28 protein-coding genes, 1 other RNA gene and 1 riboswitch are annotated in these 25016 nt (G+C 69.4%); of the genes, 15 read left to right on the top strand and 14 right to left on the bottom strand.

Features of this window, described 5'->3' with window-relative positions:
* Window positions 1-20: 20 nt before the first annotated feature.
* Window positions 21-1847, bottom strand: coding sequence for an autotransporter assembly complex protein TamA (locus HW466_RS10785; protein WP_176316077.1), 1827 nt, complete (start codon window positions 1845-1847; stop codon window positions 21-23).
* A gap of 254 nt (window positions 1848-2101) precedes the next feature.
* Between HW466_RS10785 and HW466_RS10780 the strand changes: the two genes are divergently transcribed.
* The 4 genes from HW466_RS10780 (at window position 2102) to panD (ending at window position 4692) form a co-directional block, all read left to right on the top strand.
* Window positions 2102-2290, top strand: coding sequence for a DUF3460 family protein (locus HW466_RS10780; protein WP_009692996.1), 189 nt, complete (start codon window positions 2102-2104; stop codon window positions 2288-2290).
* Between the two features lie 4 nt (window positions 2291-2294).
* Window positions 2295-3167: a segregation and condensation protein A gene (locus tag HW466_RS10775; protein ID WP_151006248.1), complete on the top strand. Its 873-nt coding sequence runs from the start codon at window positions 2295-2297 to the stop codon at window positions 3165-3167.
* A 257-nt stretch (window positions 3168-3424) separates the two neighbouring features.
* Window positions 3425-4264 (top strand): pantoate--beta-alanine ligase, encoded by an 840-nt coding sequence (gene panC / locus HW466_RS10770; RefSeq protein WP_059450995.1) that lies wholly within the window; start codon window positions 3425-3427, stop codon window positions 4262-4264.
* A gap of 41 nt (window positions 4265-4305) precedes the next feature.
* Complete coding sequence (panD, locus tag HW466_RS10765) at window positions 4306-4692, top strand: aspartate 1-decarboxylase (protein WP_011885716.1); 387 nt, start codon at window positions 4306-4308, stop codon at window positions 4690-4692.
* Between the two features lie 180 nt (window positions 4693-4872).
* Here the strand turns inward: panD and HW466_RS10760 are convergent, their stop codons facing one another.
* The 4 genes from HW466_RS10760 to HW466_RS10745 all read right to left on the bottom strand — a co-directional run bounded on the left by HW466_RS10760 (window position 4873) and on the right by HW466_RS10745 (window position 7962).
* Window positions 4873-5532, bottom strand: coding sequence for a ParA family protein (locus HW466_RS10760; protein ID WP_151006249.1), 660 nt, complete (start codon window positions 5530-5532; stop codon window positions 4873-4875).
* Window positions 5533-5658: 126 nt separating this feature from the next.
* Window positions 5659-6072 (bottom strand): DoxX family protein, encoded by a 414-nt coding sequence (locus tag HW466_RS10755; RefSeq protein ID WP_151006250.1) that lies wholly within the window; start codon window positions 6070-6072, stop codon window positions 5659-5661.
* Between the two features lie 164 nt (window positions 6073-6236).
* Window positions 6237-6377: a hypothetical protein gene (locus tag HW466_RS10750; RefSeq protein ID WP_170296729.1), complete on the bottom strand. Its 141-nt coding sequence runs from the start codon at window positions 6375-6377 to the stop codon at window positions 6237-6239.
* Window positions 6378-6459: 82 nt separating this feature from the next.
* A complete protein-coding gene (locus HW466_RS10745; RefSeq protein ID WP_059868825.1) occupies window positions 6460-7962 on the bottom strand; it encodes a cobyric acid synthase in 1503 nt (500 codons plus the stop codon).
* A gap of 74 nt (window positions 7963-8036) precedes the next feature.
* Here HW466_RS10745 and cobU point away from each other — a divergent pair, with 74 nt between their 5' ends.
* Genes cobU through HW466_RS10725 form a run of 4 tightly spaced genes read left to right on the top strand, consistent with a single transcriptional unit; the run spans window position 8037 to window position 11470 of the window.
* Window positions 8037-8597 carry a bifunctional adenosylcobinamide kinase/adenosylcobinamide-phosphate guanylyltransferase gene (gene cobU, locus HW466_RS10740; RefSeq protein ID WP_059540738.1) on the top strand — a complete coding sequence of 187 codons (561 nt, stop codon included), beginning with the start codon at window positions 8037-8039 and terminating at the stop codon, window positions 8595-8597.
* Entirely contained in the window at window positions 8591-9535 is a 945-nt protein-coding gene (gene cbiB, locus HW466_RS10735) for an adenosylcobinamide-phosphate synthase CbiB (RefSeq protein WP_174906084.1), read from the top strand. The genes cobU and cbiB overlap by 7 nt, the downstream gene beginning before the upstream one ends.
* Window positions 9528-10547, top strand: a complete 1020-nt coding sequence (gene cobD / locus HW466_RS10730) for a threonine-phosphate decarboxylase CobD (RefSeq protein ID WP_174906085.1) — start codon at window positions 9528-9530, stop codon at window positions 10545-10547. Before cbiB ends, cobD begins: the two co-directional genes overlap by 8 nt.
* Window positions 10544-11470 carry a cobalamin-binding protein gene (locus HW466_RS10725; RefSeq protein ID WP_174906086.1) on the top strand — a complete coding sequence of 309 codons (927 nt, stop codon included), beginning with the start codon at window positions 10544-10546 and terminating at the stop codon, window positions 11468-11470. Before cobD ends, HW466_RS10725 begins: the two co-directional genes overlap by 4 nt.
* 48 nt (window positions 11471-11518) lie before the next feature.
* On the opposite strand, the gene cobC is transcribed toward HW466_RS10725, so the two are convergent.
* From cobC to HW466_RS10700, 5 genes are read right to left on the bottom strand one after another with little or no spacing between them, the layout of a single operon-like run.
* Window positions 11519-12103, bottom strand: a complete 585-nt coding sequence (gene cobC, locus HW466_RS10720) for an alpha-ribazole phosphatase (protein WP_174906087.1) — start codon at window positions 12101-12103, stop codon at window positions 11519-11521.
* Window positions 12088-12864: an adenosylcobinamide-GDP ribazoletransferase gene (locus HW466_RS10715; protein ID WP_230944504.1), complete on the bottom strand. Its 777-nt coding sequence runs from the start codon at window positions 12862-12864 to the stop codon at window positions 12088-12090. The genes cobC and HW466_RS10715 overlap by 16 nt, the downstream gene beginning before the upstream one ends.
* Window positions 12854-13912: a nicotinate-nucleotide--dimethylbenzimidazole phosphoribosyltransferase gene (gene cobT, locus HW466_RS10710; protein ID WP_151006531.1), complete on the bottom strand. Its 1059-nt coding sequence runs from the start codon at window positions 13910-13912 to the stop codon at window positions 12854-12856. The genes HW466_RS10715 and cobT overlap by 11 nt, the downstream gene beginning before the upstream one ends.
* 52 nt (window positions 13913-13964) lie before the next feature.
* The gene (locus HW466_RS10705; RefSeq protein WP_151006530.1) at window positions 13965-14777 is read right to left on the bottom strand and encodes an ABC transporter ATP-binding protein; all 813 of its coding nucleotides are present in this window, start codon (window positions 14775-14777) and stop codon (window positions 13965-13967) included.
* Window positions 14774-15772: a FecCD family ABC transporter permease gene (locus HW466_RS10700; protein WP_174906088.1), complete on the bottom strand. Its 999-nt coding sequence runs from the start codon at window positions 15770-15772 to the stop codon at window positions 14774-14776. Before HW466_RS10700 ends, HW466_RS10705 begins: the two co-directional genes overlap by 4 nt.
* 692 nt (window positions 15773-16464) lie before the next feature.
* A riboswitch (cobalamin riboswitch) is annotated at window positions 16465-16718 on the bottom strand.
* 177 nt (window positions 16719-16895) lie between these two features.
* Here HW466_RS10700 and HW466_RS10695 point away from each other — a divergent pair.
* The 5 genes from HW466_RS10695 (at window position 16896) to HW466_RS10675 (ending at window position 19348) form a co-directional block, all read left to right on the top strand.
* The gene (locus HW466_RS10695; protein ID WP_059450988.1) at window positions 16896-17246 is read left to right on the top strand and encodes a hypothetical protein; all 351 of its coding nucleotides are present in this window, start codon (window positions 16896-16898) and stop codon (window positions 17244-17246) included.
* Entirely contained in the window at window positions 17243-17557 is a 315-nt protein-coding gene (locus tag HW466_RS10690) for a cell division protein ZapA (protein ID WP_011885730.1), read from the top strand. The genes HW466_RS10695 and HW466_RS10690 overlap by 4 nt, the downstream gene beginning before the upstream one ends.
* 80 nt (window positions 17558-17637) lie before the next feature.
* A non-coding RNA gene (gene ssrS, locus HW466_RS10685) (6S RNA) lies at window positions 17638-17819 on the top strand.
* A 105-nt stretch (window positions 17820-17924) separates the two neighbouring features.
* A complete protein-coding gene (locus HW466_RS10680; RefSeq protein ID WP_060329201.1) occupies window positions 17925-18386 on the top strand; it encodes an EVE domain-containing protein in 462 nt (153 codons plus the stop codon).
* Window positions 18387-18607: 221 nt separating this feature from the next.
* Window positions 18608-19348, top strand: a complete 741-nt coding sequence (locus tag HW466_RS10675) for an SIMPL domain-containing protein (protein ID WP_059450986.1) — start codon at window positions 18608-18610, stop codon at window positions 19346-19348.
* Between the two features lie 167 nt (window positions 19349-19515).
* Here the strand turns inward: HW466_RS10675 and lgt are convergent, their stop codons facing one another.
* On the bottom strand, window positions 19516-20406 hold the full coding sequence (gene lgt, locus HW466_RS10670) for a prolipoprotein diacylglyceryl transferase (protein ID WP_059450985.1): 891 nt from the start codon (window positions 20404-20406) through the stop codon (window positions 19516-19518).
* Between the two features lie 89 nt (window positions 20407-20495).
* A complete protein-coding gene (locus tag HW466_RS10665; RefSeq protein ID WP_174905829.1) occupies window positions 20496-21413 on the bottom strand; it encodes a LysR family transcriptional regulator in 918 nt (305 codons plus the stop codon).
* Between the two features lie 134 nt (window positions 21414-21547).
* Between HW466_RS10665 and ilvD the strand changes: the two genes are divergently transcribed.
* Both ilvD and HW466_RS10655 read left to right on the top strand, forming a co-directional pair.
* Complete coding sequence (gene ilvD, locus HW466_RS10660; protein ID WP_059450983.1) at window positions 21548-23221, top strand: dihydroxy-acid dehydratase; 1674 nt, start codon at window positions 21548-21550, stop codon at window positions 23219-23221.
* A gap of 125 nt (window positions 23222-23346) precedes the next feature.
* Window positions 23347-23676 carry a c-type cytochrome gene (locus tag HW466_RS10655; protein WP_151005436.1) on the top strand — a complete coding sequence of 110 codons (330 nt, stop codon included), beginning with the start codon at window positions 23347-23349 and terminating at the stop codon, window positions 23674-23676.
* A gap of 143 nt (window positions 23677-23819) precedes the next feature.
* On the opposite strand, the gene HW466_RS10650 is transcribed toward HW466_RS10655, so the two are convergent.
* Both HW466_RS10650 and HW466_RS10645 read right to left on the bottom strand, forming a co-directional pair.
* The gene (locus HW466_RS10650) at window positions 23820-24563 is read right to left on the bottom strand and encodes a DUF2486 family protein (RefSeq protein WP_151005438.1); all 744 of its coding nucleotides are present in this window, start codon (window positions 24561-24563) and stop codon (window positions 23820-23822) included.
* Window positions 24564-24588: 25 nt separating this feature from the next.
* Window positions 24589-25005: a DNA polymerase III subunit chi gene (locus HW466_RS10645; protein ID WP_059450980.1), complete on the bottom strand. Its 417-nt coding sequence runs from the start codon at window positions 25003-25005 to the stop codon at window positions 24589-24591.
* Window positions 25006-25016 lie beyond the last annotated feature (11 nt).

Genomic DNA, 25016 nt, shown 5'->3' with positions numbered 1-25016 from the left:
TCGTGGCGGGTGCAACACGTTCAGAAAGCGATGCCGAGCGTCAGGTACGGGCGCACGCTATGGTTGCGCAGTCCGTACGCGACGTCGACGTTGATCGGGCCGACGGGGCTGCGCCAGCGCGCGCCGATGCCGACACCCGGATAAAACACGCGCTCGCCCCACGCATCGGTCGCGGTCCCGATGTCGAAGAAGGTCGCGGCGCCCCAGTCGCGGTTGAACCAGTGCTGGTATTCGGCGGTGCCCGTCACCAGGTACTTGGTCGGCAGCACGGAGCCGTCGACGCTGTTGCCGATGCTCTGGTAGCCGTAGCCGCGCACCGAGTTCGAGCCGCCCGCGCGGAACAGCAGCGACGCCGGCACGCCGTTCGAGCTTCCGCTCGTGAACACGCCGCCGAGCTCCGCGCGGAACACGAACAGGTCGCGCTTGCCGACCGGCAGGTACTGCTGGCCGCGTGCGTAACCGCGGATGAAGGTCTGGTCGGTCAGCACGCCCTTGATCGCGAAGCCGGCCTCGGCGTGGATCAGGTTGCCCGAGCGCGGGAACAGCGGATCGTCGACGTTGCGGCGCGTCCATGCCCACTGCGGCACCAGCGCGCGGCTCGTGGTCGGGCCCGCGCCATTCTGGTCGAGCCGGTCCTGGTAGAACATCAGCGAGTATGCGTAGTCGATGAACTGACCGGTGCGCGTGCGCTGCGCGCCGACCCGCGCACTGTAGATGCGCGTGTCCGACACGTTGGTGTTCGTGTACGACGCGAGCACGCTGTTGGTCCACCCTTTCTCGCCGGGCGGCATCGACAGCTGGACCTGGCCGTACTGCTGGATCTGGTCGAGCCGGCCCGAGACAGTGAGCGGCCACGCGGCGCCGAACGTGTCGAGATACGTGTAGGAGCCCTGCACGTGCGGGCCCGTGTCGGTCGCATAGCCGACGCCGCCGCGAATGCTGTTGTACGGAAACTCGCTGACCTTCACGTGCACGGGCGTGCGCTCGGGCTTGGCCGTATCGTCGCCGACGTCGATCGCGACGCTCGCGTAGTACGGCGTGTTCTGCAGCTGCCGCTGCAGCTCGGTGATCCGCTGCACGTCGTAGATCTCGCCTTCGGACAGCGGATTGACGTTCGTGACGATCCATTCCGGGTAGCGGCGCACGCCGTCGACGTCGACCTTGCCGATCGTGAATGTCGGGCCGCTGTCGAACGTGACGGCCAGCGTCGCGCGTTGCGTGCGCGGATCGATGCGCGCCTCCGACGACGCGATCTTCGCGCCTAGGTAGCGGCGCGACTGCAGTTGCCTGAGCGCCGCGCTCTTCGCGCCGTCCCAGTCGGACTGCGTAAACGGATCGCCCGGCTTCAGCGAAAACGCGAAGCGGGTCGCGGCCTCCTGCTTCGGATCCTCGGTGCCGACCGGGCCCTTGAACGCCAGGTCGACCGTCGACACGACGGTCTGCGGCCCCGGATCGACGGCGACCCGCACGTCGCGTTTGCCGTCGCGCGTGCGCACGTCGGTGCGCACGACCGGCGAGAAATAGCCGGCCGTCGCGGTCAGGTCGCGCACCTGCTGCGGGGTGGCGGTCACGAGGAAGTCGAACTGGTCGTCGCTGATGTCGTCGCGCTTCGCGAAACGCGCGATGTCGAGATGGGCGTTGAGAAGCTTGCGGATCGCGCGCGGCGCGTCGATCTCGACGTCGTACTTCGCGTAGGCCGGCAGCGCGACGAACGCGGCGAGGCAACCCGCGAGGGCTGCCCGGGCCGCCGCGGCGGCGCCGCGCCGCGCGCGCCGAGCGGGGGCGCGCGGCCCGCGCGGGCTCGCTTCGTGCGCCGTATGTGCCTGCTGGTTCACCTGACCCGCCAACTATGACCTCGCCCTCGGTTGTCGTGATTGTGTGGAAAACCCCGTATTTGACCACAGGGCGGCGGCCCTGCCCGCACGGGTGCCGCTTTGATGCCTGGACGCAACGAGGCGCGCGCGGGCCCGGCCGGTCGCGCCGTGGGTGCCGGCCAGCGGATTCGACGCGCGATTGCCGCCGGCTGTTCCCCGCGATGCGGTAAAATCCCGCCATCGCGAACCCGGCGCATCGTGCGCCGCCCGAAACGGAAAGCAAAGCCATGCCGTACCAGTCCGACGTCACGCAATTCCTGAACCAGCTCAAGCAACAGAAGCCGACGCTCGAAGAAGAGCAGCGCAAGGGCCGTTCGCTGCTGTGGGACAAGCAGCCGATCGACCTCGACGAGCGCGCCGAGCAGCAGGAATCGCGCGTGAAGCAAACGCCGTACGTCTACTACCAGAACTTCTGACGACGTGAGCGCCGCCGACGAGGCCAGCGCCGCCCGGCAGGACGACGCGATCGCCGCGCCCGCGGGCGCCGATTCGACGCCCGACACCGTCGACGGTGTCGCGGCGTTCGCACGCCTGTACGGCGAGCCGCTCTTCAAGCTGCCGCAGGATCTCTACATCCCGCCCGATGCGCTCGAGGTGTTTCTCGAGACGTTCGAAGGCCCGCTCGACCTGCTGCTGTACCTGATCCGCAAGCAGAACTTCAACGTGCTCGACATCCCGATGGCGCAGGTCACCGCGCAATATCTGGGCTACGTCGACCAGATCCGCACGTCGAACCTCGAGCTGGCGGCCGAATACCTGCTGATGGCCGCGATGCTGATCGAGATCAAGTCGCGCATGCTGCTGCCGGTCAAGAAGGCCGATACCGGCGAGGAAGCCGAGGATCCGCGCGCGGAACTCGTGCGCCGCCTGCTCGAATACGAGCAGATGAAGCTCGCCGCGCAACGCCTCGACCAGTTGCCGCAGCTCGGCCGCGACTTCCTGCGCGCCGAGGTCTACATCGAGCAGAGCATCACGCCGCGCTTCCCGGACGTCAATTCGGACGACCTGCGCGCCGCATGGGCCGACGTGCTCAAGCGCGCGAAGCTCGTCCAGCATCACAAGATCTCCCGCGAGGAGCTGTCGGTACGCGAGCACATGAGCCTGATCCTGCGCCGGCTGCAGAACGCACGCTTCATGGAGTTCGCCGAGCTGTTCGACACGTCGCGCGGCGTGCCGGTCGTCGTCGTGAACTTCATCGCGATGCTCGAACTCGCGCGCGAATCGCTCGTCGAGATCACGCAGGCCGAACCGTTCGCGCCGATCTACGTGCGCCTCGCCTACCTGCCGGCGTAACGCGCGCCACCGCGCCCGCCATCCCGCACACCGAAAGACATCGCATCCCGCCGCCGGCCGCGCCAGCGCGGCCCGCTCGCGGCGCGCCCGCATAAAAAGTGAACGATCGTACTTTTTTCAATGCGCCCGGCGGCCAAATCCTCTACAATCCGCCGACGCCCGATGCGCCGCCCGCGCGCCGGCGTTCTCCGCTTCGACCCCGACGCCGCTGTTGCGGCGCCAACGCGCGCCTCGCGCGAGGAACCCGCTACCCGATCATGAAAGTCATCAGCTCGATCCAGGAACTGCGCGACCAGTTGCGCGGACAGAACCGCACGGCGTTCGTGCCGACGATGGGCAACCTGCACGAAGGTCACCTGTCGTTGATGCGCCTCGCGCGCCAGCACGGCGACCCGGTCGTGGCGAGCATCTTCGTCAACCGGCTGCAGTTCGGCCCGAACGAGGATTTCGACAAATATCCGCGCACGCTGCAGGACGACATCGAGAAGCTGCAGAAGGAAAACGTCTACGTGCTGTTCGCGCCGACCGAGCGCGACATGTACCCCGAGCCGCAGGAGTACCGCGTGCTGCCGCCGGACGACCTCGGCGGGATTCTCGAAGGCGAGTTCCGCCCCGGCTTCTTCGCCGGCGTGTGCACGGTCGTCACGAAGCTGATGTCCTGCGTGCAGCCGCGCGTCGCCGTGTTCGGCAAGAAGGATTACCAGCAGCTGATGATCGTGCGCCGGATGTGCCAGCAGCTCGCGCTGCCGGTCGAGATCATCGCGGCCGAAACCGTGCGCGACGAGGACGGCCTCGCGCTGTCGTCGCGCAACCGTTATCTGACGGCGGACGAGCGCAAGGAAGCCCCCGAACTCGCGAAGACGCTGCAGCGCGTGCGCGACAGCGTGCTCGGCGGCGAACGCGACCTCGGCAAGCTCGAGCAGCACGCGCACGCGCACCTGGCCGAGCGCGGCTGGGTGCCCGACTACATCGCGATCCGCCGCCGCGCGAACCTGATCGCGCCGAGCGCCGCCGAGCTCGAAGCCGGCGAGCCGCTCGTCGTGCTCGCGGCCGCCAAGCTCGGCGCGACGCGCCTGATCGACAACCTGGAAATCTGACGGGCCGCCCGCCCTCGCCTCTCACGCATCACGGAGATACCATGCAGCGCCACATGCTCAAATCGAAGATCCACCGCGCGGCCGTCACGCACTGCGAGCTGCATTACGAAGGCTCGTGCGCGATCGACGAAGACCTGCTCGAAGCGGCGGGCCTCATCGAGAACGAACGGATCGACATCTGGAACATCAACAACGGCGAGCGCTTCTCGACGTATGCGATCAAGGGCGAGCGCGGCAGCGGGATGATTTCGCTGAACGGCTCGGCCGCGCGCCGCGCTCAACTGGGCGATCTGGTGATCATCGCGGCGTTCGCGATGGTCGACGAAGCCGAACTGCAGGCCGGGTGGAAGCCGAAGCTCGTGTTCATCGACGAGGGCAACAAGATCAAGGGCCACCGCGATCACGTGCCGACGCAGAGCTGGACCTGATCCGCGCGGCATCCGGCGTGTCGCGATGCGCCGGGCCGTTGCGTCGGCGTGCTCGTGCGCCGTGACGGCCGGCGCCGCGCCCGCATATGCAAGAAGGGCCTGCTCCGGCACGATGCCGGATCAGGCCCTTCTTCATTCACCCTGGCGTAACCGCATCGCCGGGTGTCCGGCCATCAGCGATCAAGACGCCTTCGCGACCTTCTCCGCCTTCGGCGCGCGACGCTCGGCCCATTCGACGATCGGCCGCCACTGTTCGAGATCCTTCTCGACGCGGCTTTTCGCGACGTCCCACAGCGTCAGGCCGTGCGCGGCGATCTGCACGTAATTCTGCGTGTCGCGCACGTAGCCGAGCACCGGCAGGCCGAGCCCTTCGACGAAACGGTGCAGCTGGTCGGACGAGCGCGTGCGCGCGTCGACCCGCATCCCGACGATCCCGACCTCGACGCTGCCCTTGCGCACGGCCTTCTCGCTGGCCAGGCGCTCGAGAAACTGCTGGGTCGCGAGAATATCGAACATCGACGGCTGCAACGGCACGATCACCTTGTCGGCAAGCTGGAGCGCGACGTTGAGCCGGTTGCCGTGCAGCCCGGCCGGCGTATCGATCACCGCATATTCGAGGCCGCGCGGCGGCTTCGACGACGCGTCCGGATCGAGCTCCCACGCCTCGATCGCCGGCAGCCCGGCCGGCCGCAGGTCGAGCCACGCGTGCGCGGACTGCTGCCGGTCCAGATCGGCGAGCGCCACCCATGCGCCCTGCGCCGCGAAATAGCCGGCAAGATTGGTGGACAACGTGCTCTTCCCCACGCCGCCCTTCGGATTCGCCACCACGATGACCGTCATGAATTCCCCCGAGAAAGCCACGCGGCGCCGGCCGTCTGGCTGGCGCCGCTCGATTGCGGATACAGGGAGCGATGATATCGGCAAACGGGGGGTCACCGGAACGGGTTACGCCGATGGCCGTCCCTTTTATGCGGGGCGCGTCGCGGCGCGCGGTGCGCCGAGCGCGAATGCGCCGCCGCCCAGCAGCGCCTGCACGGCCAGCGTGACGGCCCAGAAAGCCGGGTATTCCCAGCCACCGTTCGGCGACGCGAAGCTCCAGCCGTTGGGCAGATGCGCGGACACCGCACCGAGCATGAACGGCAGCAGCACCAGCGCGGCGACTCGCACGCGAAAGCCCGCGAGCAGCGCAAGGCCGCAGATCAGCTCGACGAACGTCGTCACATACGCGAGCCAGCCCGGCAGGCCGATCGACGCGAAGAACTGCGCGGTGCCGGGCAGCGTGAAGACGAACACCTTCTGCGCGACGTGCGCGAGGTACAGCACGCCGAGTGCGACGCGCAACAGCGCCGCGCCGAGATCGTTGAGGCGATTGGGATTCATGGCGAATTCCTTCATGAGTGGATGAGAATGGATCGCACTCTATTCGAATCGATTCGGCCAATAAACACGCATCTCGGCTTTAACTGATTCTCCGCAGGAACGAATCAGGTCGAAAAAAGGGGCATGACCGATCATGCCCCCGCTGCCCGCATTGGCCGCGAACCTCAGCCGCCGCTTTTGCCTGACGCAGCGTCACCCGAGCCGGCCGGGCCGCCGCCCGGTGTGTACGAGTCACATGCGTGCGCAACCGCCGACGCGCCCAGCAGCGCCGCGAGCAGCACGCTCAACCACCATCGAGCCTTCATCGTCGCGCTCCTTCGGGCGGAACGCCGCCCATCTGAGTTGTACGCGATTCGTCGCAAAATGCCAGGCCGGGCAGGCCCTGCGTCAGCGGAACTCGGCGTACAGTGCGCGCAGATCGAGATGCTCGGCAAAGGAATCTGCCAGCCGCTCCAGCGACGCCTCGCGCAGCGCCGGATAGTCGATGCGCTCCGCGCGGTCGAGCCCCGCCCACGCGAGGAGTGCCGCACACGCGTCGGGCGCGTCGAACAGCCCGTGCACGTAGGTCGCGAGGATCTGCCCGTCGGCCGAGCGGGCGCCGTCCGAACGCACGCCGCCCGGGGCGTCGGCCGCCGCCAGCTCGAGCGCGGGCGCCGCGAGCGCGGGGCCGCGCGTGTCGCCCATGTGGATCTCGTAGCCGTGCACGGCGGCCGCGCCCGGCAGCGCGAGATGTCCGGTCACGTTCTTCAGCGTCTTGTCGGGCTGCAGCGTCGTGTCGAAATCGAGCAGCCCGAGGCCCGGCACGCTGCCGGGCGGGCCTTCGAGGCCGAGCGGATCATCCAGCGTGCGGCCGAGCATCTGCATGCCGCCGCAGATGCCGATCACCTTGCCGCCATAGCGCAGGTGCCGGCGAATCAGCGCGTCCCAGCCCGTGTCGCGCAACCACGCGAGATCGCGCTGCACGCTTTTCGAGCCCGGCAGGATCAGCAGGTCGGCATCGGGCACGGGGCCGCTCTTCCAGTACGTGAACTCGACCTGCGGATGCGCGCGCAGCGGATCGAAATCGGTATGGTTGCTGATCCGCGGCAGCGCCGGCACGACTACCCGCAGCACACCGGCATCGGCCCGCGCGGCGGCGCTGCGCGCCTGCGACGGCAGCATGTCCTCGGCATCGAGCGTCAATCCGTGCAGGTACGGCAGTACGCCGAACACCGGCTTGCCCGTCTGCGCGCGCAGCCAGTCGAGGCCCGGTTCGAGCAGCTTGATGTCGCCGCGAAAGCGGTTGATGACGAAGCCGCGCACGCGCGCGCGCTCGCTGTCCGACAGGCACGCGAGCGTGCCGACCAGATGCGCGAACACGCCGCCGCGATCGATGTCCGCCACCAGCACGACCGGGCAATCCACGCGTTCCGCGAAGCCCATGTTCGCGATGTCGCCTTCGCGCAGGTTGATCTCGGCCGGGCTGCCCGCGCCTTCGACCAGCACCGTGTCGTAGCGCGCACGCAGCCGCGCGTACGACTCGAGCACCGCGTCGAACGCGACCGGCTTGTAGTCGTGGTACGCACGCGCATCGAGGTTCATGCGCGCCTTGCCGTGGATGATCACCTGCGCGCCGCGATCGCTCGTCGGCTTCAGCAGCACCGGGTTGAAATCGGTGTGCGGCGCGACACCCGCGGCGAGCGCCTGCAACGCCTGCGCGCGGCCGATCTCGCCGCCATCGGCCGTCACCGCGCTGTTCAGCGCCATGTTCTGCGGCTTGAACGGCGCGACGCGCGCGCCCGCGCGGCGCGCGAGGCGGCACAGGCCCGCGACGAGCGTGCTCTTGCCCGCGTCGGACGTCGTGCCCTGGATCATCAACGTGCCGCGCGGCTGCGGTTCGGGTGCGTTCATCGTATGCAAGTCATGGCGAAGCAAAGGCCGCATTATCGCCCGCGCCGCCACGCGTGCGCCGTTACAATCACGCGATGATTCCGCACGACATCACCTTCGTCCTCGGCGGCGCGCGCTCGGGCAAGAGCGCGTACGCCGAGCGGCTCGCCGCCGACAGCGGCCGTCCCGTCACCTACATCGCGACTGCGGCCGCGTCCGCCGCCGACGCCGAATTCGAACGGCGCATCGCGCATCACCGCGCGCGCCGCCCGGCAGACTGGGGCTTCGCCGACGCACCCGTCGACCTCGCCGGCACGCTCGCGCGCCTCGACGATCCGCGCGCATGCCTGCTCGTCGACTGCCTGACGCTGTGGCTCACGAACCTGCTGTGCCCGCTCGACGGCGAACCGCTCGACGATGCGCAGTATGCGGCACAGGTCGAGCGGCTCGAGCACGCGTTGCGCGGTGCGCGCGCGAAGGTGATCGTCGTCAGCAACGAAATCGGGCTCGGCGTCGTGCCGCTCGGGTCGGTCACGCGCCGCTACGTCGACGAGCTCGGGCGCCTGAACCAGCGGGTCGCGGCGCTCGCGACGCGCGTGACGCTGCTGGTCGCCGGCCTGCCGCTCGAACTGAAGGGCGGAGCGCCGTCATGCTGATGCTGTCGCTGCCGGTCGTCGCGATGCTCGCGGTCGCGGCCACGATCGTCGATCGCATCGTCGGCGAGCCGGCCGGCTGGCATCCGCTCGTCGCGTTCGGCCGGCTCGCCGCCCGCATCGAAGGTGCGCTGAACACGGGCCGGCGCGGCCGCGTGATCGGCGTCGCCGCGTGGCTCGCGGCGGTGGCGCCGCCGGTGGCCGTCGCGGCGTGGCTCGCGGCCGTGCTGCCGTGGCCGCTCGCGGCCGCGCTGCACGTCGCGCTGCTGTGGTTCGCGCTCGGCGCGAAGAGCCTCGCCGAGCATGTCGCGCCGATTGCCGCCGCGCTGCTACGGCACGACCTCGATGCCGCGCGTGCGCTGACCGCGCGGATCGTATCGCGCGACACGAGCGAAGCCGACGAAGGCGCGCTGTCGCGCGCGGCCGTCGAATCGGCGCTGGAAAACGGCAACGACGCGATCTTCGGCGCGCTCTTCTGGTTCGTCGTCGCCGGCGGCCCCGGCGCGCTGCTGTTCCGGCTCGCGAACACGCTCGACGCGATGTGGGGCTACCGCACGCCGCGCTTCCTGACGTTCGGCTGGGCGGCCGCGCGCATCGACGACGCGCTCAACTGGATTCCCGCGCGCCTCACCGCCGCGAGCTACGCGCTGCTCGGCGACACGGCCGCCGCATGGCGCTGCTGGCGCACGCAGGCGCGCCACTGGGACAGCCCGAACGCGGGCCCCGTGATGGCCGCCGGCGCCGGCAGCCTCAACGTGCAGCTCGGCGGCCCGGCCGTCTATCACGGCGAAATCGAAGAACGTCCCGCGCTCGGCACCGGCGCGCAGGCGACGGCCGTGCATGTCGTCGCCGCGCTGTCGCTCGTCACGCGCACGCTCGCGCTGTGGCTCGCGCTGCTCGTCGCGAGCGGCGCACTCATCCTCGCTACCCATCATGTCTGACGCACGCATCACGCACGGCGGCAACCTGCACGAAGCCGCGCGCCGCCACGGCATTCCGTACGACACCTGGCTCGACCTGTCGACCGGCATCAATCCGGTCGGCTATCCGGTGCCGCCGGTCCCGGCCGACGCCTGGCGCCGGCTCCCCGACGACGGCGATGCGCTCGCCGCATGCGCGGCCGGCTACTATCGCGCGCCCGACGCCGCGCACGTGCTGCCCGTTGCCGGCAGCCAGGCCGCGATCCGCGCATTGCCCGCGCTGCTGCCGAAGGGCGACGCCGGGGTCGCGGCGCTCGCATATGGCGAATATGCGCCTGCATTCGCGCGTCATGGCCATCGCGTCGTCACGCTCGACATCGCCGCGGACGTGCTGCCGGCGTCGTTGCGCCACGTCATCATCGGGAATCCGAATAATCCGACCGCCGAGATCGTTCCGGCCGAGCGGCTGCTCGGCTGGCATGCGCAGCTGTCGGCGCGCGGCGGCACGCTGATCGTCGACGAGGCATTCGCGGACACGGGCGTCGCGCCATCGCTCGCGCATCTCACCGATCGTCCGGGCCTCGTCGTGCTGCGTTCGGTCGGCAAGTTCTTCGGTCTGGCCGGCATTCGCGCCGGTTTCGCGCTCGCCCGCCCCGAGTGGGTCGCCGCGTTGCGCGACATGCTCGGCGCGTGGACCGTCAGCGGCCCCGCGCGTCACGCGGTCGTCGCCGCGTTCGCCGACCACGCGTGGCAGAGCGCCGCGCGCGCGCGGCTCGCGGCCGACGGCGAACGCCTCGCCGCGCTGCTGCGCACGCACGGCTTCGCGGTGCACGCGACGCCGCTGTTCAGCTGGACCGACGATCCGCGCGCGGCCGCGCTGCACGCGGCGCTCGCCGCCCGCGGAATCTGGACGCGGCATTTCGCGCAACCGTCGAGCGTGCGCATCGGCCTGCCGGGCAACGAAGCCGAATGGCGGCGCATCGCCGACGCACTTGCGCAGTGCGTCCCGGCGCTGCCGCAGGCGTGCGCATGAGCGCCCGCCCGTTCGGCCGGCTGCCGGCCTTCGCATCGCTCGCGTCGCTCGTCGCGCTCGCGCACGTACCGTTCGCTCACGCCGCCGTGACGGCCCGTGACGATGCCGGCAATACGGTCACGCTGCCCGTGCCGGCGCAACGCGTGATCAGCCTCGCGCCGCATGCGACCGAGCTGGTCTACGCGGCCGGCGGCGGCGCGAAACTTGTCGGCACGGTCACGTACAGCGACTACCCGCCTGCCGCGCAGGCCGTGCCGCGAATCGGCGACAACAAGGCGCTCGATCTCGAGCGCATCGCCGCGCTGAAGCCCGATCTCATCGTGGTATGGCGACACGGCAACGCCGAGCGGCAGACCGACGCGCTGCGTGCGCTGCACATTCCGCTGTTCTTCAGTGAACCGAAACATCTCGACGACGTGGCCACGTCGCTGCGCCGGCTCGGCACGCTGCTCGGCACCGAACCGGTCGCCGACGCGGCCGCGACATCGTTCTCGCGCGATATCGCGGCGCTGCGCGCGCGTTACGCGGCACGCCCGCCCGTCACGATGTTCTTCCAGGTATGGGACCGCCCGCTGACGACGCTCAACGGCACACACCTGTTCAACGAAGTGATCGCGCTGTGCGGCGGCCGCAACGTGTTCGCGGCGCTGAAACCGCTCGCGCCGACCGTCACCGACGAAGCCGTGCTGGCCGCAAATCCGGAAGCGATCGTGACGACGAGCGCCGGCGCGACGCGTTCCGACGCGCCGCTGCCGAGCCTCGCACGCTGGCGTGCATGGCCCGCGCTGACGGCCGTGGCGCGCAGCAACCTGTTCGCGATCGACGGCGATCTGCTGACCCGGCCGTCGCCGCGGATCGCGCAAGGCGCGGCCGCGCTGTGCGAGGATCTCGACGCCGCGCGGTCGCGGCGTCCGGCGCGCTGATTTTCGCGCTTCGATGCCGCTGCGAATGTCTGGCGAGCAAGCGCTCGCCTAGTCGTCCCACTGGACGACTTCCCACGTGCGCGCGGCATCCTGCGTTCGCAACCAGACGACGCCGCCCGTGGGCACCGGTCGCGACAACAGCGTATCGAGCGGCACGCGCAACGCATACGATGCGAATGCGCGAATCACGCCCGCGTGCGTGAGCGCCCATTGTGGCGCGTCGGTCCGCGTGAGCGCATCCGCGACGCGTGCGACGCGCGCGGCGAACCGTGCGACGCTTTCGCCGCCATGCGCGCACGCATGCATCAGGTCGGCCGCCCACGCATCGAGCGCCGCGCGATCGATATCGTCCCAGCGCCGCAGCTCCCACGTGCCGAAGTCCATCTCCTGCCAGCCGGCATCGCACCGCAACGGCACGTCGAACGCCTGCGCGAGCCGCTCGGCGACCGACGCGCAACGCGTGAGCGGGCTCGTCCAGACCTGCTCGGGCAACGGCGCCCCGAGGGCCGCCAGACGCGCGCGCACGGCCCGCGCTGCGGCCTCCGCCGATGCGGCGAGCGGCACGTCGCTGCGTCCGTAGCAGATGCCCGGTTCGACAGCGACGGCCGGATGGCGAATCAGGACGAGATCCATCCGAGCACCACGAGATAGATCGCCAGCTCGCACAACTGCTGCGCGAAGCCGAGACAGTCGCCCGTATAGCCGCCGATCCGCTTCACGAAATAGCGGGCCGCCCATGCGCGTACGAGCAAGAGCGCGACGAACGCGGCGAGACCCGCGCGCCAGTCAGGCCAGAACAGCCACGGCAGCCCGAATGCGGCCGCGACCGACGCCGCGCGTGCGCCCATGCGCTGCGCGACCGGCTTCGCCTTGCCCTCCGGTCGCACGTAGTCGAGCGACATCAGGAGGCTCACGGCCCCCGCGCGGCTCGCCGCATGCGCGGCGATCATCGTCCACGCGGCGCGCAGCGGCGGCATGGCCGAGAGCGCCTGCCACTTCAGGCCGAGCACGATCACGAGTGCCGCCGCGCCGAACGTGCCGATTCGCGAATCGTGCATGATGCGCAGCACGTCGTCGCGCGCGTAGCCGCCGCCGAACGCATCGCAGCTGTCGGCGAGGCCATCCTCGTGGAACGCGCCGGTCGCGAGCAGCGTCGCGGCCATCGACAGGCCGACCGCGATCGACGCCGGCAACACGCGCAGCGCCGCGAGATAGACGAGCGCGCCCCACGCGCCGACGCACGCGCCGACCAGCGGAAAGTAACGCGCGGCCTGGTCGAGATCGCCGGCCGCGTAGCCGATCGCGCGCGGCACCGGCACGCGCGTGAAATAACCGAGCGCGACGAAAAAATAGCGCAGTTCGGCGCGCATGCCGCTCGCGCGTTCAGGCGTCACGATTGTCGACGCCCGCGGATTCGAAGCTCGCCATCTCCGTGAGGAACGCGACGGCCGCGCGCACCAGCGGCAGCGCGAGCGCGGCGCCCGTGCCTTCGCCGAGGCGCAGGTCGAGCGCGAGCAGCGGCTTCGCGCCGAAATGCTCGAGCATGCGCCGATGCCCGGCCTCGTGCGATGCGTGCGAGAACACGCAGTAGTCGCGCACGCCGGGTGCGATGCGCTCGGCGACCAGCAGCGCCGCCGTCGCGATGAAGCCGTCGACGAGGATCGTCATCCGCTCGCTCGCGGCCGCGAGATACGCGCCCGTCATCATCGCGATCTCGAAGCCGCCGAACGTCGCGAGCACATCGAGCGGCGCGATCGCATGCGAATGCCGGACGAGCGCGCGGCCGAGCACCGCGCGCTTGTGCGCGAGCCCCTGGTCGTCGAGGCCCGTGCCGCGCCCGACGGATGCGTCGATCGGCACGTCGAGCAGTCGGCTCATCAGGCATGCGGCCGACGACGTGTTCGCGATCCCCATTTCACCGAAGCCGATCACGTTCGTGCCGAGCGATGCGTGCAGGCGCACGCGCGCCGCGCCGGCAGCGAGCGCCGTCTTCGCCTCGTCGAGCGTCATCGCGGGTTCGGCCGCGAAGTTGCGCGTGCCGCGCGCGACCGGCAGCGACACGAGCCGGTCGGACACCGGCAGCGGCGACGCGACGCCCGCGTCGACGATTTCGAGCACGCTCTGCGCGACGCCCGAGAACGCGTTGATCGCCGCGCCGCCGGCCAGGAAGTTCGCGACCATCTGCGCGGTGACTGCCTGCGGATACGGACTCACGCCCTCGGCCGCGATCCCGTGGTCGCCCGCGAACACGATCGTCACCGGCCGCTGCACGTGCGGCGTCTCGGTGCGCTGGATCAGTCCGATCTGCAGCGCGAGCGCCTCGAGCTGGCCGAGACTGCCGGGCGGCTTGGTCTTGTGATCGATCACGTGCTGCAGGCGCTTGCGCAGCGTGTCGTCGAGCGGCGCGATCGCGGGCGGGAAGTCGGTGGTCGGCTTCGTCATCGAAAAGTAGCCTCGTTGGCGCAGCCGAGGCCGCGCATCGAAAGAAGGAAGTTCATCGCCGCTCGGGCCACGCGGGCAACAGCGCGTCGCGGCCGTTCTCGCGGATCAGCACGAGCGGATAGCCGAACGCGTCGCTCGCGCGCGCCGGCGTGAGGACGTCGTGCACAAGGCCCGCCCACGCATGGCCGCGGCCGTCGAGCAATAGCGCGTGCGTCGCGAAGCGCCGCGCGAGATTCAGGTCGTGGCATGAGAACAGCACCGTGCGCGGGCCCGCGTCGAGCCATGCGCTCAGCGCGGTCAGCCCTTCGATCTGGTGATGCAGGTCGAGATGGGCGAGCGGTTCGTCGAGCAGCATCAGCGGCGCGTCCTGGCACAGCGTCGCGGCCAGCGCGACGCGCTGTCGTTCGCCGCCCGACAACGACAGCACGTCGCGCGACGCAAGTGCGGTCAGGCCGAACGTCGCGAGCGCGTCGCGCGCAGCCGCGCGGTCGCCATCGCGCTCCCAGCCCCAGCCGTCGAGATACGGGAAGCGGTTGAGCAGCACCGTGTCGAATACTGTCGCGCTGAACGCGTCGTGCAGCTGCTGCGGCATCAGCGCACGGCGCCGTGCGAGCTGTTCGGGCGGCCATGCGGCAAGCGGCCTGCCGTCGATCTCGACGTGGCCGCCGGCTGGCCGCCGCAGGCCCGCGAGCGTCGCGAGCAGCGTCGTCTTGCCCGCGCCGTTCGGCCCCGCGATGCACCATATCTCGCCAGGACAGAACACCTGCGTGAAGCCGCCGAGCAGCGTCCGGTCACCGGCCTTCAGCGTAAGATCGAGCGCCGCAAACGTCATGTCGCCTGCGCAGTGCGGTACGGCGTGCGTCATCGCATCGGCCTCCTCAGCAACATCCAAAGGAACACCGGCACGCCGATCAACGCGGTCATCACGCCGACCGGCAATTGCGCGGGCGCGATCACGGTGCGCGCGAGCAGGTCGGCCGCCATCACGCCGCCGCCGCCCGCGAGCATCGCGGCGGGCAGCAGCATGCGCTGATCGTTGCCGAATGCGAGCCGCAACGCGTGCGGCACGACGAGGCCGACGAAACCGATCGTGCCGGCCGTCGTCACCGCGGCTGCAGCGGCCAGCGACGCGACGAGGTAGATCCGCATGCGCACTCGCGCGACCGGCACGCCGAGTGCGAGTGCGGTCGCGTCGCCGCGCAGCAGCACGTTGAGCTGCTGCGCGGCCGGCAGCGCCACGCATGCGGCCACCAGCAGCGCGCCCAATGCGAACCACGGCGTCGTCACGCCGTTCAGGTCGCCCGTCAGCCAGAAGATTATGCCGCGCAGTCGCGCATCGGGCGCGAGCGACAGCAGCAGCGTGACGAGCGCGCCCCACCCGGCCGCGATCACCACGCCCGTGAGCAGCAGGCGCGGCGACGCGTCGCGCGTGTCGCCGCGCCACAGCTCGCGGCGAGCCAGCCCGAGCACGAGCGCGACCGACACGAGCGAACCGGCGAACGCGGACGCATCGACGAGCCACCACGCGCCGCCCGCGATCATCGTGACGAGCGCGAAGCCCGCCGCGCCGCCGGACACGCCGAGCACATATGGCTCCGCGAGCGGATTGCGCAGCAGCACCTGCAGCAACGCGCCGGCCAGCGCAAGCAGCGCGCCGCACGCGAACCCGGCGAGCGCACGCGGCAGCCGCAGCGTGCGCACGATGTCGGCGAGCAGCGCGTCGCCGCCGCGCGGCACGAGCGACGAGAGCGCCTGCCACGGCGACATCGGCACGCTGCCGATCGACAGCGATGCGATCAACAGCAACGCGACCGCGGCAGCGAGCGCGGCCCAGATCGCGGCGGCACGCGCGGCGTTCATGCGCCGCACGGCATCGCGCACGACGCACGATGCTTGCGTTGACCGTCGTTGCCGGCCGGGCGCGGCACCGGCGTCGCGCGCCGGCGTGTTTCAGGCATACGCAAGCTTGTCTTCCTCGTCGAACAGATTGTGGATGTGTGCACGGACGAACCGCCGCTGGTTGATGCCACCTCGCGCGCGGCGCGGATGCCAAGGCCGAGTGCGGCACCGCGCGCAATGCACGGCCGGCGGCGCACAACAGCGCGCGCCACGATCGTCGGCCGGATTGCTGCGTGTCGCCGATCGCGTCGCGCAAGCGGGCGCACGGCCGAGCGTCGGCGCCGGCGTGACACGACCACGCTCGGTCGAGCCGCCCCCGCATGCGGCCGGCCTTCTGCGCAATATAGTGGAAGGCGCCGCATCGGGTCGATCGGCACCGCGAGCGCGTCGCGGCGGGGCTCGGTCCGCGCGGCGGCCGCGACTTCCGGCGGCAACGGCGACGCGGCGCACGGCCCGACAGGTTCGGGCGCCGCGACCGCGCGCGTCGCCGCCGGCCCGGGCGAACCGGCCGCCGTCGCAGTATGCGCGACGGCGCGGCGCGGCACACCGCGGTGCGCGCCGAAGGCCGTACGGACGATTGGGGTCAGCATCGAAGACGAATCCCGTGGAGCACGGCGCGCCCGCTTCCCCGCAGGCCGCGCGTCATGAAGCCGTGCAGGCTCCTCACCTCGGCCGGTATCCGGGCTGGCGGCGTACCGGCTCGCCTTCCCGCGCGTATCACGCGCAGTGGCCCGCGCCCCGCATGCGACCTGCACGCGAAACGCGCCCGAGCCGGCCTGCGTCGTCCGACGCGGCCGCTTACCGTTGCGGGGGCAGCGCAGGTTGGCGATCTCCATGCGGAGCGCGCGCCCTGCTTCCCGTTTAACCGCGCGACACGCGCGCGAGCACCGAGGCGGCGCCAGTTTAGGAGCCGGTCGCGCGAGCGTCAAGAAAACGGCCGAACGCATGCCGGGAGCGCGCCGCGAACATGCCGGGGGCCGCATATTCGCGGCAAGAAGCGGGGGTGTTACGACTGGAAACGTTACAGATGTCGGAATGCGCGTTATTCCGCGCTAAAATGCTGGGTCTTTAGAGGACGCAGCAAATGCTCAACGAACTCGAAACCTTATCTCAAAATATTGGCCGTTTGATCTCGCTGAACAAGCGCTATCACTCGGAACGGCTCGCGCTCGAGGAGCAAGTCGCGCAACTGCGCGCGGATGCGGACACGGTCCGCGCGGAACTCGCGCAACTGCGTGACGAACGCAATGCGCTCGCGGCCGAGCGCGACACGCTGTCGGCGAAGATCGACGACGCCCAGGTCAAACTGAACGCGATTCTCGAAAAGCTGCCGCGCACGAAGAGCGCGGAGCAAGCCGATAACCAGCTCGACCTGCTGGATGCGCAGGCGCGCACGGATGGCGACGACGCGGCCAGCCACGGAGAACATGCATGAGCACCAAGCAGATCGAAGTCTCGATTCTCGGTCAGCCCTATCGGCTCGCCTGCTCGGCCGAGACCGAAGCGGCGCTGCTCGAGGCCGTCGCCCGCGTCGACGCCGAAATGTCGAAGATCCGCGCGAACAGTTCGGTGCGCGGCACCGACCGTATCGCGGTGATGGCCGCACTGTCGCTCGCGTCCGAATTGCTGCGACTGCAAACGAGCGTGCGTCACGGTGAAGCATTTCCGGCGGAAGAAATCCGTCGTACAATGCACCAGATGAACGAACAGCTCGGCGCGGTGCTCGCACAGCACGAGACGCAATAACGTTTGATCGATGCGTCGATTCCCCTTGATCTCGGCGATCAACGGTGGTCAAATTGGCGCAACGAAACACAGTTCAGTCAGCTTCCCTGCCTGGTTCGCCAAGGTCATATATTCCTTGAACCAATGCCATGTGCACGGTTGCGGAAATTTGTAGCACGGGCGCGCGCGTCACTCTGTCTGATGTACCCGAAGTGCTGCTAACTGCGACCAATTCTGAACCTCAGGTTCAGGATGCCGGCCTAGCGGCCAAGGTGGGGGCCTATCCAACGGCATCGGGGAACCCCGATGCCGTTTCCTTTTTCAGCGCCTGTCTGCATGCGAAACATGCAGGCAGGCCTTCATGCCCTGTCTGCGTCGATTACGATCCATGCAATACTGGCTGATGAAGTCCGAACCGGACGAAGCAAGCATCGACGATCTCGCGAACGCGCCGCAGCAATCGCTGCCCTGGACCGGCGTGCGCAACTATCAGGCGCGCAATTTCATGCGCGACACGATGAAGATCGGCGACGGCGTGCTGTTTTATCACTCGAGCTGCCCCGAGCCGGGCATTGCCGGCCTCGCCGAAGTCTCGTCGACGCCGTACCCCGACCCGACGCAGTTCGATCCGAAAAGCCCGTATTACGATCCGAAGTCGACGCAGGAAACACCGCGCTGGCTGCTCGTCGACGTGCGCTTCGTGAAGAAATCGCCGCTCGTGCCGCTCGCCGCGCTGCGCGAGCATGACGAACTCGCCGACATGCGTGTGCTCGCGCGCGGCAACCGGCTGTCGATCACGCCCGTCACGCGCGCCGAATGGCGCTTCATCACCGAAAAGCTGATGAAGTAGGCGTACGCAATGTGCGCGCGCAGTACGCGCACGCGTGCCGGACACGCGCAAAAGGTCAAATCCGGTCAATACACGCCGCAGCCACGGAACTCGCGCTGCATTCGCGCAGCCTAAGCAACCGCTGTCGCCCGATCGGGACGGCGGCCGTTTTTTCGTCGCGCGGTACGCCCGCGTCGCGCACGCGAGATCCGCATGCGCGCCCTCGCACAAGGAGTCCAACAATGACCAAGAAATCCGCACTCGCGCTATCGCTCGCACTCGCCGCCGCCGTGCCCGTCGCGCTGACGCTCGCGTCGCCGGCCGCGCACGCGCAAACCGCCAACCCGCACTTTCCGGAACCGGCGGGCGTGCTGTCGCTGTCGTCGCAGGCGAGCGCCGACGTGCCGCAGGACATCATTCACATCACGTTGTTCTACGAACAGCAGGCGAAGGACCCGGGCAGCCTGACGTCCGCGCTGAACCAGCGGGCAGACGCGGCGCTCGCGCAGGCGAAGGGTGTATCGGGCGTCACCGCGCGCACCGGCGCGTTCTCCGTGTATCCGAGCACCGATCGCGACGGCAAGATCTCCGCGTGGCGCGGCCGTACCGAGGTCGTGCTCGAATCGCGCGACTTCTCGGCGGCGTCCAAGCTCGCGGGCCAGCTGTCGAACCAGATGCAGGTCGCGAACGTCGAGTTCTCGCTGTCGCCCGAAGCACAACGCGCGGCCGAGCAGAAGCTCACGACCGAAGCGATCAAGTCGTTCCGCGCGCGCGCGGACGAAGCCGCGAAGGCCTTCGGCTACAACAGCTACTCGATCCGCGACGTGAACGTCGGCGGCAGCCGCAACGTGCAGCCGTACCCGCGCATGATGGCGATGGCCGCGGCACCGATGGACAGCGCGAAGATGAGCGCGCCGATCTCGGTCGAAGGCGGCAAGGCGACGGTGTCGGTCACCGTCAACGGCTCGGTGCAGATGAAGTAACGCACGACGCGCAACACGCGGCAGATGCAAGAACGCCGGCCTTCGGGCCGGCGTTTTTCGTTCGGGATCCTGCGGGCGATGCGCACGCCGAACGTGCGCATCGATATCGCGTCATGCGTCATGCATCGCACGGCTCGCGCACGACGCAACCGCATGACGCCTCGACATTACGCAACCGCGCTCGCCTCGCGGCGGCGATACGCCCACACCAGCAGCGCGATGCCCGCGAGAATCATCGGCAGCGACAGCCACTGCCCCATCGACAGGCCGAGGGCGAGCAGGCCGAGGAAGTCGTCCGGTTCGCGCGCGAATTCGACCGTGAAGCGCGCGAGCCCGTAGCCGATCAGGAACAGCGCGGATATCGCGCCCATCGGGCGCGGCTTGCGCGAGAAGAAGAACAGCACGAAGAACAGCGCAATGCCTTCGAGCGCGATTTCGTAGAGCTGCGAAGGATGGCGCGGCAGCATCTGGTACTGCATGAACACGTCGGCCAGGTGCCACTTCTCGACGAGCGCCGGATGCTGCGGCAGCCACGCCGCGTCGTCGCGCATTGCGCCCGGGAACAACATCGCCCACGGCGCATTCGGATCGGTCACACGGCCCCACAGCTCGCCGTTGATGAAGTTGCCGAGCCGGCCGGCCGCGAGCCCGGTCGGCACCATCGGCGCGACGAAATCGGTGACCTGCAGCCAGTGGCGCTTGCGCTGCCATGCGAACAGCACCATCGCGAGCGTCACGCCGAGGAAGCCGCCGTGGAACGACATCCCGCCTTCCCACACCTTGAACACGTCGAGCGGATGCGAGAAGTAGAAGTCGGCCTTGTAGAACAGCACGTAGCCGAGCCGGCCGCCGAGCACGGTGCCGAGCACGCCGTAGAACATCATGTCGTCGATGTCCTTCGCGGTCCAGCCCTGCGCCGCGACGTGCGGCAACTTCAGGCGGATCCGGCCGACGACGATCGCCGCGATGAAGCCGACGAGATACATGAGGCCATACCAGCGCACGGCCAGCGGCCCGAGATGGATCGCTACGGGGTCGAAATTCGGGTGAATGATCATGGATTAGCGATGAAGTTTTCGAATGCGGTACGGCGCTCGCACCGGCGCCGCACCGCGCGTTGGACGGCGCCCGCGCGCCATCGTTCGCATCATGCGGCGAGACCGTGCGCGCGCACGACGTCGATGAAACCGGCGAGCACCGGGCTGACATCGCCCGTGCGCCACACGAGGCCCGTCTCGACCACCGGCGCGTCGCCGGCGAGCGGCCGGTAGACCACGCCGGTGCGCCGCAGGTTACGCAACGACTGCGGCACCAGTGCGACGCCCATGCCGGCCGACACGAGGCTGACGATCGTCTGCATCTGGATCGCCTCCTGGCCGATGCGCGGAGTTTCCCCCGCCGCGCCGTAGCAGCCCGTAATGATGTCATAAAAGCCGGGCGCCAAACGGCGCGGGAAGATGACGAGCGGCAGCGCGGCCAGCTCGGCCAGATGCACCGGTTCGTCTTCGGCTACGCAGGGCGCCGCGGCCGCCGGCATCGCGACCACCAGCGGCTCGCGCACGACCGGCAGGTACGACAGCGCGGCCGCGTGGCGCGGCGGCACCGGCGGAATCACGAGCCCCGCGTCGATGCGGCCCGCGACGAGTTCGTCGATCTGCACGTCGCTCGTCGCCTCCGCGAGCTGCAGCCGCACCTGCGGATAGCGTGCGCCGAACGCGCGCAGCAGCGACGGCAGCAGCCCGTAGTCGGCGGTCGACACGAACGCGAGCGACAGCGAGCCGGCTTCGCCGCGCGCGAGACGCCGCGCGAGCGGCGGCAGCGCGTCGGCCGCCGCGAGCAGCCGGCGCACGTCGGGCAACAGCGCCGCACCGACCGCCGTCAGCGCGACCGAGCGCTTGGTACGCGCGAACAGCGCGACGCCGAGCGCGTCCTCCAGCGCCCGAATCGCTTGCGACAGCGGCGGCTGCGTCATCGACAGGCGCTCGGCCGCGCGGCCGAAATGGCGCTCGTCGGCGACGGTCACGAAATAGCGCCACTGGCGCAGATCGGGTGTCGGGTCGGCCATGCTTCACTCATTCGAAAAACGACTCAATAGGCCACAAATAATATATTGGACATCACAAACCGGAAACGCCATTCTTGATTGATCCGAACCGGCGCGCCGTTCGCGGGCGTCGCCATACAACGATGGAGTCCCCCATGCCGTACAACCGTCGCTCGAAGCACATCACGCAAGGCGTGGCCCGTTCGCCGAATCGCTCGATGTATTACGCCCTCGGCTATCAGAAGGAGGATTTCGACAAGCCGATGATCGGCATCGCGAACGGCCACTCGACGATCACGCCGTGCAACTCGGGCCTGCAGCGGCTGTCGGACGCGGCGGTCGCGGCGGTGAAGGCCGCCGATGCGAACCCGCAGATCTTCGGCACGCCGACGATCTCGGACGGCATGTCGATGGGCACCGAAGGCATGAAGTACTCGCTCGTGTCGCGCGAAGTGATCGCCGACTGCATCGAGACCTGCGTGCAGGGCCAGTGGATGGACGGCGTGGTGGTGGTCGGCGGCTGCGACAAGAACATGCCGGGCGGGATGATCGCGCTCGCGCGCCTGAACGTGCCGGGCATCTACGTGTACGGCGGCACGATCCGGCCGGGCCACTGGAAGGGCCGGGACCTGACGATCGTGTCGTCGTTCGAGGCGGTCGGCGAGTTCACCGCGGGCCGGATGTCGCAGGAAGATTTCGAAGGGGTCGAGAAGAATGCGTGCCCGACGTCCGGATCGTGCGGCGGGATGTACACCGCGAACACGATGAGCTCGTCGTTCGAGGCGCTCGGCATGTCGCTGATGTATTCGTCGACGATGGCGAACCCCGATCAGGAGAAGGTCGACTCGGCCGCCGAATCGGCGCGCGTGCTGGTCGAGGCCGTGAAGCGCGACCTGAAGCCGCGCGACATCATTACGCGCGAATCGATCGAGAATGCGGTGTCGCTGATCATGGCGACCGGCGGCTCGACCAACGCGGTCCTGCACTATCTCGCGATCGCGCACGCCGCCGAGGTCGACTGGACGATCGACGACTTCGAGCGCATCCGCAAGCGCGTGCCGGTGATCTGCGACCTGAAGCCGTCGGGCCAGTACGTCGCGACCGACCTGCACCAGGCCGGCGGCATCCCGCAGGTGTTGCGGATCCTGCTCGATGCGGGGCTGCTGCACGGCGAGTGCATGACGATCACCGGCCGCACGATCGCCGAGGAGCTCAAGGACGTGCCGGGCGTGCCGCGCGCGGACCAGAAGGTGATCTTCCCGATCGATCGCGCGCTGTACAAGGAAGGGCATCTCGCGATCCTGAAGGGCAATCTTGCTGAAGACGGTGCGGTCGCGAAGATCACCGGCCTGAAGAACCCGGTGATCACGGGCCCGGCGCGCGTGTTCGACGACGAGCAAAGCGCGATGGACGCGATCCTCGGCGACCGGATCCGCGCGGGCGACGTGCTGGTGTTGCGCTATCTCGGCCCGCAGGGCGGCCCCGGCATGCCGGAAATGCTCGCGCCGACGTCGGCGATCATCGGCAAGGGCCTCGGTGAATCGGTCGGCTTCATCACCGACGGACGCTTCTCGGGCGGCACCTGGGGGATGGTGGTCGGGCACGTCGCGCCCGAGGCCTTCGTCGGCGGCACGATCGCGCTGGTGCAGGAAGGCGACTCGATCACGATCGATGCGCACCGGCTGCTGCTGCAATTGAATGTCGACGATGCCGAACTCGCCCGTCGGCGCGCCGCGTGGAAGCAACCTGCCCCGCGCTACACGCGCGGCGTGCTCGCGAAGTATGCGGCGCTGGCCCGCCCCGCAAACAAGGGGGCCGTCACCGGCTGATGCGGCGCGCGTGTCATGCGACCCCATTGCGCACGGCCGCCGGGGGAACGCGCAAAACGCGCTTTCCCTTTGCTTTTATAATGCGCGGACCGTGAAGCCGGCCGTTCCTGCCGGCGGAGAACCGCATGAAACAGACGATATCGCGCGCGCTGCTCGTGGCGCTGCTGACCGGCGGCGCGGCGACGGCGCACGCCGACCCGGCCGCCGACGGGCTCATGCTCGCGCAGCGCAAGAACTGCATGGCCTGCCATGCGGTCGGCAAGCCGCTGATGGGCCCGTCGTTCCACGACATCGCCGGCAAGTACGGCGCACGCGCCGATGCCGCCGATTACCTCGCGCAATCGATCGTGAAGGGCAGCGTCGGGTTGTGGGGCGGCGTGCCGATGCCCGCCAATACGCAGTTGACGAGCGTCGAAGCGCACACGCTCGCGCAGTGGGTGCTGTCGTTGCGCTGAACTCGATAAAGAGGCGCGCACGCGCACCGTGCGGTGCGAGCGCTCACACGATTCCACGCCGGTCGTTGCAACCGGATCGTGGATCGTCGGCGACGAAGACGGAGCCGCGCCCGCGGCGCCAGCCCGCGAAATCCGCCGTGCACTCAGCCTGAATGCGTGGACCGGCGGCGAGCGATCTCTTCGTCGATCGCGTCGCGAACCCACTCCATCACTTCGGTTTCAAGCGCCAGCGCCACCTCGCGCGTGATCTGGCCGACGAGCCACGCCGTATGGTCGTGCAGCGCCTCCCGGCAGCGGGCCTCGATGGCCTCGCGCCCTTGCCCGGTCAGATAATTCGTCAGCCGGTTGCGCAGACGCTCGGCGACATGTTGCGCGTCCTGCGGCGTCAGCGCGGCGATCGACTGCGACTCCGCGTGCGCTGCGTGTGCAAGATGATCGGTGGCCAACGCGTCGGCGGCCGGTGCGATCGCTTGAGACGGCATCGCTTCACCCGCATCGCGCGGCGTCCCGGCGACGACGGCCTGATGACCTTCGTCATCTATCAGCGCGGAGCGCAACGGCGCCTGCGCCGCGGCCGACTCCTCGGCAACGACGTGCCCGGCCGCACCGGGTTGTGCCGGCGCATCGCTGTCGCCCGGCAGTTCGACCGCCGGGACGTCAGGCGTCGGCACCGGCTCGATCGTCACGTATTCGGGGTCGGTTCGTTGGTATTCCGGCGCGGCGGATGCCCCGGCTGGATGGCCTGGCGCGACCACGTCGGTCAGCACCGGCACGGCGGCATCGTCGCGCGGCGGCGCATCGGTCGCGGACGAACGCGCCGGCACCGGCTTGCCGGGCACCAGCACGTCGGTCAGCGTCGGAATCGAAGAGGATTCGGCTTGTGTCACGGGGACGCTCCGTCGACGGTTTCGGCTAGCTGCCTTGCTTGTAGTTGTTCAGCGCGTATCCGCGATCGCGGTAGAAGCGGTAGCGCTCGCGGCCCGCGGCCAGCTCGTCCGGCGCATTGCCGACCACCTCGAGCAGGCGCTCGAAGCGGGCGAACTGCGCGGGCACGGCCGCGCCGAGGTTCAGCAGGACGTGATGATGCGGCGCCTGGTCGAGATCCGCGGTCAGCACGATCGGCGTGTCGGCCGCGTGCGCGCTGTCGACGCCGCAGTGCGGAATGAAATCGAGCGGCGAGAACGTCCAGAGCCGCTCGTCGAGCGCGCGCAGGCGCGCGGGCTCCGCGAGCACGACGACCGGCTGCCCCGCCTGATAGGCCTTGCGCAGCAGCCGGCACGCATACGCGAGCGAATCGCCGACGTTCGAATGAAAATCGATCCGCGTCATTGCCCGCGCAC

This window comes from Burkholderia territorii (assembly GCF_902833055.1).
GTDB classification, from domain to species: domain Bacteria; phylum Pseudomonadota; class Gammaproteobacteria; order Burkholderiales; family Burkholderiaceae; genus Burkholderia; species Burkholderia territorii.
Note: the sequence above shows the minus strand (reverse complement) of the source record. Positions and strands in the feature narration are given on the sequence as shown.

What these genes read in the sequence shown, in the direction of transcription:
- HW466_RS10780 (WP_009692996.1), top strand. Translation starts at nt 2,102, where the DNA reads ATGCCGTACCAGTCCGACGTCACGCAATTCCTGAACCAGCTCAAGCAA.
- panC (WP_059450995.1), top strand. Translation starts at nt 3,425, where the DNA reads ATGAAAGTCATCAGCTCGATCCAGGAACTGCGCGACCAGTTGCGCGGA.
- panD (WP_011885716.1), top strand. Translation starts at nt 4,306, where the DNA reads ATGCAGCGCCACATGCTCAAATCGAAGATCCACCGCGCGGCCGTCACG.
- HW466_RS10760 (WP_151006249.1), bottom strand. Translation starts at nt 5,532, where the DNA reads ATGACGGTCATCGTGGTGGCGAATCCGAAGGGCGGCGTGGGGAAGAGC.
- HW466_RS10755 (WP_151006250.1), bottom strand. Translation starts at nt 6,072, where the DNA reads ATGAATCCCAATCGCCTCAACGATCTCGGCGCGGCGCTGTTGCGCGTC.
- HW466_RS10750 (WP_170296729.1), bottom strand. Translation starts at nt 6,377, where the DNA reads ATGAAGGCTCGATGGTGGTTGAGCGTGCTGCTCGCGGCGCTGCTGGGC.
- HW466_RS10745 (WP_059868825.1), bottom strand. Translation starts at nt 7,962, where the DNA reads ATGAACGCACCCGAACCGCAGCCGCGCGGCACGTTGATGATCCAGGGC.
- cobU (WP_059540738.1), top strand. Translation starts at nt 8,037, where the DNA reads ATGATTCCGCACGACATCACCTTCGTCCTCGGCGGCGCGCGCTCGGGC.
- cbiB (WP_174906084.1), top strand. Translation starts at nt 8,591, where the DNA reads ATGCTGATGCTGTCGCTGCCGGTCGTCGCGATGCTCGCGGTCGCGGCC.
- cobD (WP_174906085.1), top strand. Translation starts at nt 9,528, where the DNA reads ATGTCTGACGCACGCATCACGCACGGCGGCAACCTGCACGAAGCCGCG.
- HW466_RS10725 (WP_174906086.1), top strand. Translation starts at nt 10,544, where the DNA reads ATGAGCGCCCGCCCGTTCGGCCGGCTGCCGGCCTTCGCATCGCTCGCG.
- cobC (WP_174906087.1), bottom strand. Translation starts at nt 12,103, where the DNA reads ATGGATCTCGTCCTGATTCGCCATCCGGCCGTCGCTGTCGAACCGGGC.
- cobT (WP_151006531.1), bottom strand. Translation starts at nt 13,912, where the DNA reads ATGACGAAGCCGACCACCGACTTCCCGCCCGCGATCGCGCCGCTCGAC.
- HW466_RS10705 (WP_151006530.1), bottom strand. Translation starts at nt 14,777, where the DNA reads ATGACGCACGCCGTACCGCACTGCGCAGGCGACATGACGTTTGCGGCG.
- HW466_RS10700 (WP_174906088.1), bottom strand. Translation starts at nt 15,772, where the DNA reads ATGAACGCCGCGCGTGCCGCCGCGATCTGGGCCGCGCTCGCTGCCGCG.
- HW466_RS10695 (WP_059450988.1), top strand. Translation starts at nt 16,896, where the DNA reads ATGCTCAACGAACTCGAAACCTTATCTCAAAATATTGGCCGTTTGATC.
- HW466_RS10690 (WP_011885730.1), top strand. Translation starts at nt 17,243, where the DNA reads ATGAGCACCAAGCAGATCGAAGTCTCGATTCTCGGTCAGCCCTATCGG.
- HW466_RS10680 (WP_060329201.1), top strand. Translation starts at nt 17,925, where the DNA reads ATGCAATACTGGCTGATGAAGTCCGAACCGGACGAAGCAAGCATCGAC.
- HW466_RS10675 (WP_059450986.1), top strand. Translation starts at nt 18,608, where the DNA reads ATGACCAAGAAATCCGCACTCGCGCTATCGCTCGCACTCGCCGCCGCC.
- lgt (WP_059450985.1), bottom strand. Translation starts at nt 20,406, where the DNA reads ATGATCATTCACCCGAATTTCGACCCCGTAGCGATCCATCTCGGGCCG.
- HW466_RS10665 (WP_174905829.1), bottom strand. Translation starts at nt 21,413, where the DNA reads ATGGCCGACCCGACACCCGATCTGCGCCAGTGGCGCTATTTCGTGACC.
- ilvD (WP_059450983.1), top strand. Translation starts at nt 21,548, where the DNA reads ATGCCGTACAACCGTCGCTCGAAGCACATCACGCAAGGCGTGGCCCGT.
- HW466_RS10655 (WP_151005436.1), top strand. Translation starts at nt 23,347, where the DNA reads ATGAAACAGACGATATCGCGCGCGCTGCTCGTGGCGCTGCTGACCGGC.
- HW466_RS10645 (WP_059450980.1), bottom strand. Translation starts at nt 25,005, where the DNA reads ATGACGCGGATCGATTTTCATTCGAACGTCGGCGATTCGCTCGCGTAT.